This is a genomic window from Pedobacter sp. UYP1, from assembly GCF_040547305.1.
GTDB lineage: Bacteria > Bacteroidota > Bacteroidia > Sphingobacteriales > Sphingobacteriaceae > Pedobacter.
The window spans coordinates 403,336-418,428 of record NZ_JBEPPL010000002.1 but is presented as its reverse complement, the minus strand read 5'-3'; the positions used below and the strand labels follow the sequence as shown (position 1 = coordinate 418,428).

Below are 15,093 nucleotides of genomic sequence, written 5' to 3'. Positions count from 1 at the left end.
TAAAATCAATAAATAAACTATTTAGAAACGTTCTAAGTTTTATGCTTTTAGGGGGTTATTGTGCAAATTACACGAACAAGAGCGCATAAAAAACGGGAAGCAATTATGATTGCTTCCCGTCAGAAAATATTTAAAATCTAATGCTTTAGTTAAAGCTGAAAGTGTAATTTCCATTAGGTCCGATTCCCGCTACAGTCGTCTTTCCATTTTTAGAAGTTGGCAATGCAGCTTCTACATCTTTCGCACTGTTTACTGGTTTACCATTGATACTTGTCACCAACAATCCTTTAGGGATATCCAGGTTATCAAATGCCTTACCTGGCTCTACAGCAGTCACTACAACTCCGTTTTTAGCACCAAATTTAGCTTTAATTGCTGGTGATGCCGGTGCAAATGAGGCGCCCAGTTTACTCATTGTTGTTCCTGTTGTCTTTGCAGCAACACGTGTCTTCGCTTTATTTAAACTTTCATCACCTTTCAAGGTAACGTTTACATTCTGCTCTTTTCCATCTCTTGAAATCGTCAGCTGCACTTTATCACCAGGGCTCATACGGCCAATCTTTTCCTGAAGATCAGGAGAAGCAAAGACCTCTCTGCCCTCTACCTTTTTAATGATATCGCCTTTTTTAATTCCTGCTGCTGCGCCACCACCTTCTGGCATCACATCATTTACATACAGACCTGAAACATCACTGATTTTTAGATTTTCTGCTGCATCAGCATTCAATTCCTGGAAAGTAACGCCTACATAACCGCGTTTTACACTGCCATATTTTTTGAAATCTTCTAAGATTTTTTTAGCAAGGTTTACAGGAATAGCAAATCCATATCCTTCGTTCGTACCAGTCTGAGAAGCAATTGCAGCATTGATACCAATCAGCTCACCGTTTGCATTTACTAACGCGCCCCCACTGTTTCCAGGATTAATCGCCGCATCAGTCTGAATGTAAGATTCAATTGCACTGTTCGTTCTTGCTGGTGCTTTACCAGTACGCTGATATTCTTCATATTCCTCTTCAGTAGGCTGCTGATCTCTGTTTAAAATACCGATTGCACGGGATTTAGCACTGACAATACCAGCAGTTACCGTAGTTTGTAAATCTAATGGGAAGCCTACAGCTAATACCCATTCCCCCACCTGAACGTTATCAGAGTTACCCATTTTTACTACTGGTAAATCTGAAGCATCTACTTTGATCAAAGCAAGATCGGTATTCGGGTCTCTGCCTATCACTTTAGCTTCTACTTTACGGCGGTCTGAAAGAACGACCTGAATTTTATCTGCGTTATCTACTACGTGGTTGTTGGTTACGATATAACCATCAGGCGTTAAGATCACTCCTGAACCAGAAGCGGCTCTTGGTGCACGTGATCTTCTGCCACCACGACCACCGAAGAATTCTTCCATCATATCCATTGGAGAACCTGAGCCTCCATCTGAACCTTCTGCTTTAAATGTTGTTCTGATATGGACTACTGCCGGGGAAACCGCAGCCGCAGCCTGAACGAAGTCAACTGCCCCCGTTGAAGAAATCTTTGATGGGTTACTTGCAAAAAGAACATTTTGCTTTTCAGTCAATGTCATTCCGCTTGTACTACGTTCAAACATTTTATAACCGCCAATTGCTACTGCACCTCCAATGAATGCAGCTAAAACTATTAATGCTATTTTTTTCATCAGTTTATAATTGTTTTTTAGTGGTTATGAAGCTATCATGTGCAACTTAGTCCTGCTCGTTTCTATTTGTGCTGTACTGCACATGATGGTTTCATCAGTTTGTTAATTTATTTATTAAATGGTGTTGAAGCTTGCACGGGCCTAACTTTATTCGGTAATTTGAACATTAAAACTCATGCAGGTTTCATTTGTGTGTGTTTCTTTGTTCGTATTACTCAAAGTTAATACCAATACAACGATATTTGTGTCACCGAAGCATCCCTTAATTGTTAAAAAATGTTAAATACCAAACCTATCGATCCGTTAAAACCACATTTCTATAAATATCAAGGTGCTGGCAATGATTTTGTCTTAATCGACAACCGCAGCCAAACATTTCAATATAGGGATAATAATCTTGTTCACCAACTGTGCGACAGGCGTTTTGGCGTTGGAGCAGATGGTTTAATGCTATTGCAGAATCACTCAGAATATGATTTCGAGATGCTCTATTTCAATGCAGACGGCAACCTGGGCAGTATGTGCGGGAATGGCGGCAGATGTATCGTCGCCTTCGCTAAACATTTAGGTATTATAGACAGACAAACTAACTTTCTGGCAGTTGATGGGCCTCATTATGCCAAAATTTCAGAAAAAGGGAACTGGGTTGATTTGCAAATGATCGATGTTCATGCATTCAGCAGAGACGGAGAAGCTTATGTGCTGAATACTGGTTCTCCGCATTATGTAGCACAGGTAACTGCGCTTAAAGAAATGGATGTCTTTAAACAAGGCAGTAAGATCCGTAACAATGCAACTTATAAAAAAGAAGGAATTAATGTAAATTTCGTAGAAGACAAAGGTGACCATCTGTTTGTACGCACTTTTGAACGTGGCGTAGAAGACGAAACTTTTGCATGTGGAACCGGAGTCACTGCAGTTGCATTAGCCATAGCTAAAGACCAGGGAAAAACAGGCAGTCAGGTTACTGAAATAGAGGTATTAGGCGGCAACCTGCGTGTCGGCTTCCACTATGACGGACAGGAATTTACCAAAGTGTTTCTATGTGGACCGGCAGAACTGGTTTTCGAAGGGAATATCAAATAATAGTCAAAGCAGCCCCGGAGTTTTAGTTTTCAGCCAGATGGGCAGCAATGCCTATCTTGATTTCGCCAAAAGTAAAGCTCTTACCGAGATGATCTCTGATGGGCGCCAGGCTCATGGTTTTCAAATCTTTAATGGCTTCAAGGATATTGTCCAGCTTTTTGCGGCCTAAGATATCCTTTGCAGAAATCTCCTGTAAGGCCACGTAATGTGCTAAGTGGCCTTCTATAGTACCTATCACCATTTTCCGCTCTTCAGCAATCTCACTAACCGTTTTCCCTTTTAAAAACAGCTCCAGAGAAATGACTTTAGTATCTTCTTTCGGTGCTTTAGGTGCAGTTGTCTTTTTCGGCCTTTCTTTTTTAGCCGTAAAGTCCAGCTTATTTGGCATCGCATAAACTGATTTCATTTGTGCTTCGCGCTCTTTCTGATTCAATAAAGAACCAACATCTGTTTTTGTGAAATCTGTTCCGTTAATTGTAGCTTGTAATAACCCGGTAGCCTTTCTTATCTTTTTAAATTGCTCATAAAACAATGATTCCATTTCCAGCAATTCAGTCAGGAAAGCAGTCACCTGCTTATCCTGTTTCACTAATTCCATTCTTTCGAAAATACGTTTGGAAAGATCAAGGATCAGTGGATTAAAATAATTCTCTGCTGCTGTAGTTCTGACCAGCAGATTAGCCAGACCATCAGTAGATTGGTCATTACATAAACGCTGAAGCTGTGCAAGGAATTTATTTGCATTGGCCTTAATCTCACTCAGATCCTTAAGCAACAGCTGTGCCCATTTGACATGTTTTTGCTTAGCAGACTTATTGATATCCTTGCTGTAAGAATGCACATGCTCATAAACGTAATTATCAAGCGGGGTCAAATCGAAACAAGTAATCAGATAGCTTTTCAGGAAAACCTGGCTCTCCTGCGTAATCTGCTCCTTCAACTCTTCCTCTTGCTGTTTGTTCTTAGAGAACAAAGCAACATTCTGGTCCTGTCTGATCCCAGTTCTTGAAATCTGAGAAGTCAGCACCAAACCGTCCAGCGATCGTAAACGGGATAAAGCCACATAAATCTGTCCGGGCGCAAAAGCATTCCCAATATCAATGATGGCTTTATCAAATGTTAAACCCTGGCTTTTATGTACAGTAATTGCCCAGGCCAATTTAATCGGATACTGGATAAACTTACCAATAACCTCTTCTTCAATCTCATTGGTAACCTTATGATTGCTATATCTTATATTTTTCCAGGTAAATTTCTCCAGGATAATTTTTTCTCTTTCCCCTTCTGTTTCTACCTCTATCCCGTCCTCGCCCAAACGAATCACAGTGGCTATTTTTCCATTAAAATAGCGGCGGTCACCACTCTGATCATTTTTGATAAACATAATCTGGGCACCCAATTTCAGTTCAAGCAGATGTTCGGCCGGATAAGAGTTTTCAGAAAACTCATCCTCTACCGTTGCCTTGAAAAAATAAGACTTTCCACCAAGCTCTTCCAGACTCTTTTTATTCAAAGTATCTGCACGCTGGTTATGGGTAGTCAATGTGATATATTTATCATTCTTTGCTGGCTCAAAACCGGCTTTATAATATTTCTCCAGCAGCGTGATATTCTCTGCTGTGATTTCATTATTTCTCAGGTTATTTAACAAATCAATAAACACAGAGTCTGCTTGTCTGTAAATCTTCTCCAGCTCAATGTATACCGGAGGATTATGATACAACGCATGTGCATCAAAGAAATAGACACTCTTATAAAATTCGCCTAAAAGCTGCCACTCATTAGATTTAACAACTGGAGGTAACTGATGAAGATCCCCGATAAACAAGACCTGTACCCCGCCAAAGCTGGCATTATTCTTTCTGATATAACGCAATACCATATCAATCGCATCGAGCAAATCTGCACGCAGCATACTCACTTCATCGATGATCAGTAATTCAAGATCCTGAAATATCCTTCTTTTAGTGGTGTTCATCTGTAAATGACGAACGATGGATCTCGGTGTATTGTACTGCTGATTAACAGGTTCAACAGCAGGTTGTTTAGGCAGATAGGTTCCAAATGGAAGCTGAAACAGTGAATGAATCGTTACCCCTGCAGCATTAATCGCAGCAATTCCTGTAGGGGCCACAATAACCGCTTTTTTATGTGTCAGCTCAATTAAATTTCTCAAAAAAGTAGTCTTCCCGGTTCCCGCCTTCCCGGTCAGGAAGATGTGCCTTGAAGTGTAATTGATAAATTTAGCTGCCAGTTCAGCAGGGTTGTATTCACTCATATTTTGCACCGTTGTTAAAAAGCAAAGGTACTAAAGCTTTCTAGAAACTAATTAATTACACGGGGTAGTTTATTGTTAAATCAGGATGGGCCCGGTAAAATACCAGGCCCATCCTGTTAATACTCAACATTTACCTGGTTTAAAGTGGGCAGTTCCCACAGTACTTAGATATTGCATTGAAAGTAGCCGTTTTGGTTGTTCCATCCAGACTGGTTATTAAAACGCTGGCAGTGTAGGCATAAGGAGCAGTACCAGTAATATTTTTTAAAATAACATCCAGAGTTTCTGTATTCTGACCACTGATAATTGTTGCAGCGTTACTAGTTACGGTCCAGGCAAAAGTATCACCCAATACTGATCCGTATACAGTAAATGAATAATCCTGTCCTCTGTAACCACTACCATATCCATAAATACTTGGCGTAGTAGTCCCGTATAAATATTTCAATGCAACAATATCATTGTTATTAAAAGTTCTGTTTCCACCATTTAAACAGGCCAGCATAAATGATCCTGCTTCAGCAGCAGAAGGCGTACCTGGAATATAAATAGCCCCAACAGTAGAAGCTCCTTCATTGACTGCCTGCCCGCCACAGCTATAAGCTCTGTTTGCCAGATCGGTATGGCGCAAACCAATCGTATGTCCAACTTCATGCTGCAATACCGAAGCCAGATTTAATAATTCTGGATTTGTACCATATGCAGCTTCATTAGTATTCATTCTGACCTCATTAAAGGGTTGCCCTGTTGCCGTTGGGAAACCAGATGATCCCAGAACAATCTGACCACCACTCGGGCCTTGATTGAATCCTACTACATTAATGTCACCGATTGTACCAGTATTTGCACGTTGGAAAGAGATTTTCAGACCAAGCTGATTATACCTTTCAATCATTAAATTTGTTGCGTCACTATAAACCGCCGGTAAATTTGTGACTGATATCGTAAAAACCCGTGGTAAGCCTTTTACCACATTCGTAGTCCTGTAGTGCTCTGTTTTAGCAATATTTAAAAGGTTAGTCGCCGGATTTTCATCCAGGATTTTTTCCGTCAAAAGGATATCACCTTCCACTAAATAACCTCCTGGCACTTTTTGAGCGCCAGCAGCACTAAAGCCTAATTTATTAATTTTTGCCTTAGCTGAAGCTGATATTTCGGTATTCGTATCAACCGTCTTAGGATTTTCCTTTTTTTGGCAGGAAATAAAACCAATAGTCAGCAAACCGACCACTAAGAGTAGATTTCTTTTTTTCATGAGCGTTAATTTAAATAAAATAATATAACTCTAATTTAAATAATTAACCTATGAATACAAAACAAATTATTATTAAATAAAAAAAGCCATTTTCTTTCCAGAAAATGGCTTTTAAACAAAATATTTTTTACTAATTAATCAAAAGTTTGTAACCCTTACCATGCACATTCAGGATCTCCACCTTAGGATCTTCCTTTAAATACTTACGAAGTTTGCTCAGAAATACATCCATACTTCTTCCGTTAAAGTAATTATCATCATGCCAGATGCTTAGCAAAGCTTCTTCGCGGGTAAGCACCGCATTTTGTTTCAAGCAAAGCAACTGTAATAACTCGGCTTCCTTAGTTGAAAGTTTTTGTTGCTGTCCGTTGTGCTGAATCAATTGTGTCGTATAATCAAAAGTATAGCTGCCAATCTGGAATTGAGACTGTACCGGCGCGGCCACTTTGGTTTCCTTAGCAGATACACGTTTCAGTAAAGCATTGATCCTAAGCAATAATTCTTCAATACGAAAAGGTTTCGTAATGTAATCATCACCCCCTAAATCATAGGCAGAGGCTTTATCTTCCATCATGGCTTTTGCCGTCGCAAAAATAATAGGGATATTTTCATTGACCTTTCTGATTTCCTTGCCCAAAGCAAAACCATCCTTTTTAGGCATCATCACATCAAGGATACATAAATCGAAAGCCTGTTTATTGAAAGCGCGGAGACCTTCTTCACCGTCAACACATAACACTACATCGAATTTACCCTTTAGCTGTAAATAGTCCTGCAGCAGCATTCCAAGATTAGGATCATCTTCTACCAATAGAATTTTCATAAGTAATATCGTGTTATTTTAGGGGTATAATTATTTCAAATACTGTTCCTTTATCCTTTTCACTCTTCAACTTGATTGTTCCGTTCATTTGGGTAATGATATCCTGAACGTAATTTAAACCGAGCCCAAATCCTTTAACATCATGTAAATTCCCGGTGGGCACTCTGTAAAACTGATCAAAAGCACGTTTGCATTGTTCTTTTGTCATTCCGATCCCTTTATCCTCGATGTCTATAAACAGACATTTATTATCATTCTTTGTACTCAGGGTAATCTGAGGCGGATCGATACTGTATTTGTTCGCGTTATCTATTAAGTTATAAATTACATTTGACAAATGCAGCTCATCTCCTGTCACTAATGCGTTGGATGCCTTAAGATTTAAGGTCAGGGCCGCTTCTTTTTTCTGCAACTGAAGGCTCATACTATCTGCCACTGCTGCAATCAGCTCATTCATGTCTACATCTTCTGCCTCTAACTTCAATTCCTTTTTATCCAGCCTTGCGATACTCAGTACACGCTCAATATGGTTGCCTAAACGAACATTCTCATCATATATAATTCCCGCAAGTCTGCTTACGCGTGTCTTGTCCTCCTGAATCTCGGGGTCCCTAAGCGCTTCACTTGCAATCATGATCGTAGATACCGGAGTCTTGAATTCATGCGTCATATTGTTAATGAAATCTGTCTTCATTTCGGCGATCTTTTTCTGTCTCAATATCGCATAAAGTGTATAAGAAAAAATAGAAATCAATACAATCAGTAAACCTGCAGAAGAGGCCATAGTGACACTAAGATTATTAAATATGGCAGCATTTTTATTCGGAAAATTGATGTAAAGCATACCGGGGTCCCGCAGTACGTCATTGCTAAAAAGGGCCGTCTTATAAGTATTGGCAGGCAAAATCTCCCCGCTCAGAGAAGATATTTTACGGAATACCAATCGGTCACTGACCAGGCTTTTCAGCCAGAAATCGTAATCAAGATTGATATTTTTATTAACCAGCTCTGCACGAAGTAAAGTATCAAGCGTCCCTTTTGAAACACGCTGCGCCAATGGCACATCCAGCTGACTCATTTCTTTAGCCGCTGCTTCGATTACACTAAAACTTCCTTCATCCAGCAAGCGTACCGTATCTGCTTGCAGCTCCTTCAAAGCATGATTTCTTCGCCTGGTGGCGATCTCATCTTCTACCTTGAATTTTAACCGCATATCACCGTTTAAACTAGGCAAAGAAACCCTTAAAGGTCTGCTGTCATAACGGCTGTAAACCAGGTAGCGGATACTGTCTGGCAATTTTTTTGGCTCTATATCAAACGTTTTAACGGAGCCAAGCCTGAAAGTTTTCTGCACGTTACTTCCAATCATATTCAGATTAGCATCAAATCCAACGTTCACATCGACATTCAGCGGAGTTGTTGCCCGGTTTTCCAATGCGTAAAAATCAGCCTCAGAAATTATAGTCGGGCTCAGGTACATTTTCCGGATCATCTCATCCTGATAATTGAGCTCATCAATCATCTGCTTGCGCTGATCGTATTTTCTCTTTCTTTCTAATTCTTTGTATTTCTGATCCAGGTCAATCAGCTGGCGGGTACGGTCACGACGCTGGTTCTCCGCTTTAATCCGCCATTCCAGGTCTTTCTTATTGATATGATTTACCGCATTTAAGCGTTGTACTTTATCAGCAACAGCACTTAATACCTGGTTAACTTCCTGTTCAAAAAGCTGAGATTTTAGTCTGTAGGCTTCCCTGATGTAATACAGCTGCATTACAAACACGCCTAGCAGAGCTATGGTCATGAGGGCGGTGATTAACCAAAGACTTCTCTTTTTCATTCTCGAAAGTCAAAAATAAGCATAGAGTGAGGCAATAAGTTCTATTTTAACAAAATTTAACACGTAAGGTTCGAACTTTGGATCCAAAAAAAAATGCCAGGAAATAATTCCTGGCATTTTTATACCATTTGATTCTTCTGAAAAGACGCTTAGAATGGCAGATCATCTTCCTCACCCGGTGCATTGTTTAAATCTGCAGGGGGAGCATATTGTGGAGTTGAAGCCGCTGCACCACTGTTCGTCAGTGCATTGATACGCCAAACTACTAAACTATTAAAATAAGAAACTTTACCCATTTTATCTGTCCACGGACGACCGCGCAGATTGAATGAAACTTCTACATCATCACCGGTTTTCAAGCTATCAAATAAAGCAGTTTTATCTTGTAAAGCCTCGAACCTGATATATTCAGGATAAGTTGGGTTTTCTGCATATTCAATAATGAGATCACGCTTTTTAAAAGTCTCACTCACCTGCTGTAATGCACCGATTTCGTGCACTTTTCCTTTTAATTCCATAACAATAACTCTTTTATTCTATTGACTAGTTCAAATCTCTATATTATTATTGATAACTTAGCACAATAATTATGCAAGTTTTCCACAACAAAAGTAAGGTTATTTTAACCTGTAACAAAAGACTTTCGCCTTATTTGGTAGAAGAGGTAAAAGCGCTTGGCTATGAAATCGTAAGAGATTTCCCTACGGGAGTAGAGCTTAATATCACACTGACAGAGTGTATTAAACTGAATTTAAACTTAAGATGTGCCAGCCAGATCTTATACTGTTTAAATAGCTTTAAAGTCAATAATCCAGAAGAATTGTACCGTGAACTGGTAGATATGCCATGGGAAGATCTGATTGATTTTTCAGGGTATTTTTCAGTGACTTCCAACGTAGATAATCCAACAATAACAACCCCTCTTTTCACCAATCTGAAAGTTAAAGATGCTATTGTTGACCGAATAAAAGACAAAAAAGGAATGCGTCCGAATTCAGGTTCAGATGCGAACAAAACTGTTGTTCACCTGTACTGGAAAGACGATGAAGCAGATATTTTCATCGATACTTCAGGAGAAACTTTAGCGAAACACGGTTATCGTAAAATTCCTGGAAAAGCGCCTATGCTGGAAGCACTTGCTGCAGGTGTGGTGATGAGTACAAACTGGGATCAGAAATCACCATTTATCAATCCGATGTGTGGTTCGGGAACACTGGCAATTGAAGCTGCTTTAATAGCAACCAACAGAAGACCTGGATTATTCCGGATGAATTATGGCTTTATGCACATTCTGGGTTACGACGAAGAAGTATTCTTCGCTGAACGCAGGATTCTTAAAGAACAGGTGATCAAAAATATTGACTTACAGATTGTAGCGACAGATTTATCTGAAGATGCGGTTGATATTAGTCGTAAAAATGCACAGACTGCAGGTGTGGATACGCTGATCACTTTTGAAGTTTGCGATTTCGCAGATACACCGGTTCCTGAAGGTGGAAAAGGTGTTGTGGTATTTAATCCGGAATACGGAGAACGTTTAGGTGTTCACTCTCAACTGGAACTTACTTACAAACGTATCGGTGATTTCCTGAAAAAAGATTGTAAAGGTTACAGTGGTTATATTTTCACAGGTAATCCTGATCTGGCTAAAAAGATCGGCCTAAAAGCTTCACGCAAAGTTGAATTCTATAATGGTAAATTAGATTGCCGTATGATGGAATATGAATTGTATGACGGTACGCGCAGAGCCGAAGAAGAAAGACCTCAGCCTAAAGAACATAAAGCAGAAGATTAAATCTTTTTTAATGCAATATAAAAGACTTGTCCGGTTCGGACAGGTCTTTTTTTATGTCGTTTTAAGAAGTATTGTGAATCGTGTCACAACTATATCAGGGACTGTTCACCCCTAATTTTCAGACCCCTGACAGGAATAAATTTCAAAATCTGAAATCCGTACACTTTCCATTTACGTTAGTTAGTCATCACGACTAAAATAAATTATGAGAGACCTCCTGGAATTGAAACCGGAAATTGTAGCGGCTAACATCAGAAAGATCCGAGAATTTAGGAATTATACGCAGGATTACCTGGCGGCCAAACTGACAATTTCTCAAAATGCTTATAGCAAAATTGAATTGGGCTATAGCAAACTTACTGTAGAAAGATTATTTCATATCGCATCTGTATTGGATGTCAAGGTAACAGACTTAATTGCGATGGATCATAGCCGTGGCGTACACCTGGAGCAGTGATGAAATAGTCAGGATTATAATATCTTTGTTTCATGCAAATGGACTTTGATACTATAAAAGAAAAAACAATCAGTTTTGTAAAAGACACCCTTCAGGGAGCAGAAGCCGGTCACGACTGGTTTCACATTGAAAGGGTTTACAAAACTGCTTTAAGTATAAATACCAAAGAGGGTGGAGATTTACTTCTGGTTACCCTTGCTGCTTTATTGCATGATATTGCTGACAGTAAATTCAACAATGGCGATGAAGAAATTGGGCCACAGCTAGCTGGAAATTTCCTGCGTACGCTTGGTCTTACAGCAGGCGTAATTCTTGAAGTTCAGCAAATCATCAGAAACCTGAGCTACAAAGCAAGTCTGGGAAAAATCGAATTTTCTTCTAAAGAACTCGATATTGTACAGGATGCAGACCGGCTGGACGCGATCGGTGCGATCGGAATTGCCAGAGCCTTCACTTATGGCGGTTATAAAAACAGGGTGCTCTACGACCCGGAAATCAAGCCCGATCTGAATATGAGTAAAGAAGCTTATAAAAATTCTGAAGCACCGACCATCAATCATTTTTATGAGAAACTGCTGCGCTTAAAAGACCTGATGAAAACCAGGACAGGAAAAGAGCTCGCTGAACAGAGACATCAGTTCATGCTGCTTTATCTGAATCAGTTTTATTCGGAGTGGGAAGGTAAAAGCTAAAATAATTAGTATTTAAATACTATATTTGTTAGTAAATATAGTATTATGTCTGAACGTCTTAGAGAAAAGCTGAATATTCTGGCAGATGCCGCCAAATATGATGTATCGTGTTCATCCAGCGGAGGAAATAGAAAAAATGACAATAAGGGTTTGGGAAATAGCCACGCTTCTGGTATTTGTCATACTTATACGGAGGATGGCAGGTGTGTTTCCCTGCTGAAAATCTTGCTGACTAACCACTGTATTTTTGATTGTGCTTATTGTGTTTCCAGAAAAAGCAATGATATTATAAGGGCGGCATTTACTGTAGAAGAAGTGGTAGAACTTACGATGAATTTCTATAGAAGGAACTATATTGAAGGCCTGTTTCTGAGTTCAGGAATTTTCAAGAATGCCGATTTTACGATGGAGCGTTTGCTTAGAGTGGTAAAAAAGCTCAGATTGGAAGAGCGCTTCAATGGCTATATCCATTTAAAAACAATTCCCGGAGCAAGTGAAGAACTGATCAGGGAAGCGGGCATGTACGCAGACCGGATGAGTATTAATCTGGAAATGCCTACTGAAAGCGGCCTTAAATTACTTGCTCCTGAAAAAACCCATCAGCAAGTGACCCAGCCGCTGGGCTTCATCAAAAATCAGATCGTACAGTTCAAAGAAGAGCGTAAACTCATTAAAAGTACGCCTAAGTTTGTTTCCGCTGGTCAGAGTACACAAATGGTAATTGGTGCAACTCCTGAAACAGATCAGGAGATTATGCAGACCGCAGCACTCTTTTACAAAGACTATTCGCTGAAAAGAGTTTATTACTCAGGTTATATCCCTATCAGTTACGATCAGAGACTCCCGATGATTGGTTCTCAACCCCCGTTAATCAGAGAAAACAGGTTATATCAAACAGACTGGCTAATGCGCTTCTACGGTTTTCATGTCAATGAATTGCTGAATGATGCCAATCCACACCTTGATATTGATATTGATCCAAAATTAAGCTGGGCTTTGCGCAACCTGCAACATTTCCCGGTAGATATTAATGTAGCGGCCTACAAAGTCATTCTCCGGATTCCCGGAATCGGAGTTACTTCTGCAAAAAAGATTGTACAGGCACGTAAATTTGGAAAACTGCGGATAGACCAGCTCAAAAAAATCGGAGTGGCTTATAACCGGGCTAAATATTTTATCAAATGTGCAGATAGCCCCTACCAGCTAAAGGATTACCAGGGAAGCCAGATCAAATCATTTATACAGGCTGAAAGTCAAAGTAAATATCTGAAATACGACACCAGCCAGCTTATTCTTTTTTAAATGCAGAACTACATATTTGACGGGAGTTTTGAGGGATTGTTATGTGCGGTATTTAACTGGTTTGAGCGCAGGCCCGGGCAGGTCAAACTCCAAACTGAAGCTGTTTTTCAACCAGATGCTTTTATGTCTTGCCTGCACATTGTGAATGAACGTGAAAAAGCAGACCGGGTTTGGAAGGGCTTACAATCGAAATTATCCAAAGCCACGCTCCGTAAGTTTTATTGCACTTATCTCTCTGAACTGGAAGAAGGCTATACCTCATTATTTGAGTTCGCGTGTTATCTATTTATTGAAGGCGCAGCTATAGAAAATAACTATGGCAATCCTTATGTACTGGCTTTAAGTAAAATAGCTAAAAAAGTGGAGCGGGAGAAACATCGGATGGAAGCTTTTATCCGATTTCAGCATAACGCAGATGGTATTTTCTATTGTGGAATAGATCCGGATTTTAATGTCCTGCCTTTAATTGCCACCCATTTCAAGAACCGGTATGCGGATCAGCAGTGGATTATTTATGATTTGAAAAGAGACTACGGTTTATTTTATGACCTGAGCAAAGTCGAAGAAATCAACATCGATTTTAACCAGCGGCAAAAAACAACAGGAATAGCAAACGCTATCGTTTCAGAAAAGGAAGGTCTGTACGCCTTGCTTTGGAAAGACTACTTCAAAAGCACAAATATCCAGGCCAGAAAAAACACGAAATTACATGTACAACATGTACCCAAAAGATATTGGAAATACCTCACTGAAAAACAATTTGAGCAGGATTAAGTTGAATTCTAAATTTAATATTCCGTTTGATTATTATCTCGTAAATTGCCCTTATGAAGTTAAGTGTCCTGGTTTTAATTACTGCACTCGCAGTTGGCCTGTCTATCGGGCTGGTCAATTTCCATTTTCAGCAAAGCTGGTATTTTATGCTGGTCTCTTTTGCGGTTTCGTTTGTGACGAGTTTTATTATGTTTTATTACCTGCTGGAAAAATATATCTACTCTAAGATCAAACTGATCTATAAACTGATCCATAACCTGAAATTGGGGAAAGACCTGAAAGACGCATTGGGCGAATATGTGAGTACTGATCCAATTAATGATGTAGAGCATGAAGTTAAAGAATGGGCTGGCGCTAAAAAGCAGGAAATAGATCTGCTTAAAAAACAGGAACAGTTCAGAAGAGAGTTCCTTTCTAATGTTTCTCATGAATTTAAAACTCCATTGTTTGCGATCCAGGGTTACATAGAAACTTTACAGGATTGTCTGCTTGATGACCCGGAAATGGCGGTTAAGTTTCTGCAAAAGGCAGAGAAAAACGTAGAGCGCTTAAGCTACCTGATTAACGATCTGGACGCGATTTCGAAACTGGAATCTGGCGAAGTACCTATCGATTACCGGAAATTTGATTTCGTGCTGCTCGCTAAAGAAGTGATGGAAGCACTGGAAGACAAAGCGACCAAAAGAAGGGTTCAGCTGTCCTTTAAAGAGAAATATATGCACCCGGCTTTTGTAAATGCCGACCGGGAGAAAATACGACAAGTGATGATTAACCTGATTTCCAATTCTATCAAGTATGGTAAAGAGAACGGATCTACGGCAATCAAGATTTTTGAATTGCATGATCAGTATTTGATTGAAGTGACAGATGATGGCATCGGAATCGACGAAAAACATTTACCAAGATTGTTTGAAAGATTCTATAGAATCGATTCTCACCGCTCCAGAGAAGTTGGCGGAACAGGCCTGGGACTGGCAATTGTCAAACATATCCTGGAAGCACATCAGCAAATTATATCGGTTAGAAGTACCCTGCAAATCGGGACTACTTTTGCGTTTACGCTTCAAAAAATCGGTTAAGATTTAAAGAAATATTCCTTTTATGTTAACACTT

General features: G+C 39.7%; 13 protein-coding genes. 7 read left to right on the top strand and 6 right to left on the bottom strand.

Annotated elements, in window-relative coordinates:
* Nucleotides 1–145: 145 nt before the first annotated feature.
* Nucleotides 146–1,678 carry a Do family serine endopeptidase gene (locus ABIB30_RS05805; RefSeq protein ID WP_354300113.1) on the bottom strand — a complete coding sequence of 511 codons (1,533 nt, stop codon included), beginning with the start codon at nucleotides 1,676–1,678 and terminating at the stop codon, nucleotides 146–148.
* A gap of 276 nt (nucleotides 1,679–1,954) precedes the next feature.
* Between ABIB30_RS05805 and dapF the strand changes: the two genes are divergently transcribed.
* Nucleotides 1,955–2,764, top strand: coding sequence for a diaminopimelate epimerase (gene dapF, locus ABIB30_RS05800; RefSeq protein ID WP_354300111.1), 810 nt, complete (start codon nucleotides 1,955–1,957; stop codon nucleotides 2,762–2,764).
* A 22-nt stretch (nucleotides 2,765–2,786) separates the two neighbouring features.
* Here dapF and ABIB30_RS05795 read toward each other — a convergent pair whose 3' ends face one another.
* The 5 genes from ABIB30_RS05795 to ABIB30_RS05775 form a co-directional block, all read right to left on the bottom strand.
* Nucleotides 2,787–5,042, bottom strand: coding sequence for a helix-turn-helix domain-containing protein (locus ABIB30_RS05795; RefSeq protein ID WP_354300109.1), 2,256 nt, complete (start codon nucleotides 5,040–5,042; stop codon nucleotides 2,787–2,789).
* Nucleotides 5,043–5,181: 139 nt separating this feature from the next.
* Nucleotides 5,182–6,297, bottom strand: a complete 1,116-nt coding sequence (locus ABIB30_RS05790) for a M57 family metalloprotease (RefSeq protein ID WP_354300107.1) — start codon at nucleotides 6,295–6,297, stop codon at nucleotides 5,182–5,184.
* 130 nt (nucleotides 6,298–6,427) lie between these two features.
* On the bottom strand, nucleotides 6,428–7,120 hold the full coding sequence (locus tag ABIB30_RS05785; RefSeq protein WP_068404157.1) for a response regulator transcription factor: 693 nt from the start codon (nucleotides 7,118–7,120) through the stop codon (nucleotides 6,428–6,430).
* Nucleotides 7,121–7,133: 13 nt separating this feature from the next.
* Complete coding sequence (locus ABIB30_RS05780; RefSeq protein ID WP_354300104.1) at nucleotides 7,134–8,960, bottom strand: sensor histidine kinase; 1,827 nt, start codon at nucleotides 8,958–8,960, stop codon at nucleotides 7,134–7,136.
* A 149-nt stretch (nucleotides 8,961–9,109) separates the two neighbouring features.
* Nucleotides 9,110–9,478 carry a DUF3127 domain-containing protein gene (locus ABIB30_RS05775; protein WP_041887175.1) on the bottom strand — a complete coding sequence of 123 codons (369 nt, stop codon included), beginning with the start codon at nucleotides 9,476–9,478 and terminating at the stop codon, nucleotides 9,110–9,112.
* Between the two features lie 71 nt (nucleotides 9,479–9,549).
* Here ABIB30_RS05775 and ABIB30_RS05770 point away from each other — a divergent pair, with 71 nt between their 5' ends.
* The 6 genes from ABIB30_RS05770 (at nucleotide 9,550) to ABIB30_RS05745 (ending at nucleotide 15,059) form a co-directional block, all read left to right on the top strand.
* The gene (locus ABIB30_RS05770; protein WP_354300100.1) at nucleotides 9,550–10,755 is read left to right on the top strand and encodes a THUMP domain-containing class I SAM-dependent RNA methyltransferase; all 1,206 of its coding nucleotides are present in this window, start codon (nucleotides 9,550–9,552) and stop codon (nucleotides 10,753–10,755) included.
* Nucleotides 10,756–10,960: 205 nt separating this feature from the next.
* The gene (locus tag ABIB30_RS05765; protein ID WP_354300097.1) at nucleotides 10,961–11,212 is read left to right on the top strand and encodes a helix-turn-helix domain-containing protein; all 252 of its coding nucleotides are present in this window, start codon (nucleotides 10,961–10,963) and stop codon (nucleotides 11,210–11,212) included.
* Between the two features lie 38 nt (nucleotides 11,213–11,250).
* Nucleotides 11,251–11,904 (top strand): HD domain-containing protein, encoded by a 654-nt coding sequence (locus ABIB30_RS05760; protein WP_502931083.1) that lies wholly within the window; start codon nucleotides 11,251–11,253, stop codon nucleotides 11,902–11,904.
* Between the two features lie 45 nt (nucleotides 11,905–11,949).
* On the top strand, nucleotides 11,950–13,206 hold the full coding sequence (locus tag ABIB30_RS05755; RefSeq protein WP_354300092.1) for a putative DNA modification/repair radical SAM protein: 1,257 nt from the start codon (nucleotides 11,950–11,952) through the stop codon (nucleotides 13,204–13,206).
* On the top strand, nucleotides 13,207–13,980 hold the full coding sequence (locus ABIB30_RS05750) for a TIGR03915 family putative DNA repair protein (protein WP_354300089.1): 774 nt from the start codon (nucleotides 13,207–13,209) through the stop codon (nucleotides 13,978–13,980).
* A 53-nt stretch (nucleotides 13,981–14,033) separates the two neighbouring features.
* Entirely contained in the window at nucleotides 14,034–15,059 is a 1,026-nt protein-coding gene (locus ABIB30_RS05745) for a sensor histidine kinase (RefSeq protein WP_354300087.1), read from the top strand.
* The last annotated feature ends 34 nt before the right edge of the window (nucleotides 15,060–15,093 follow it).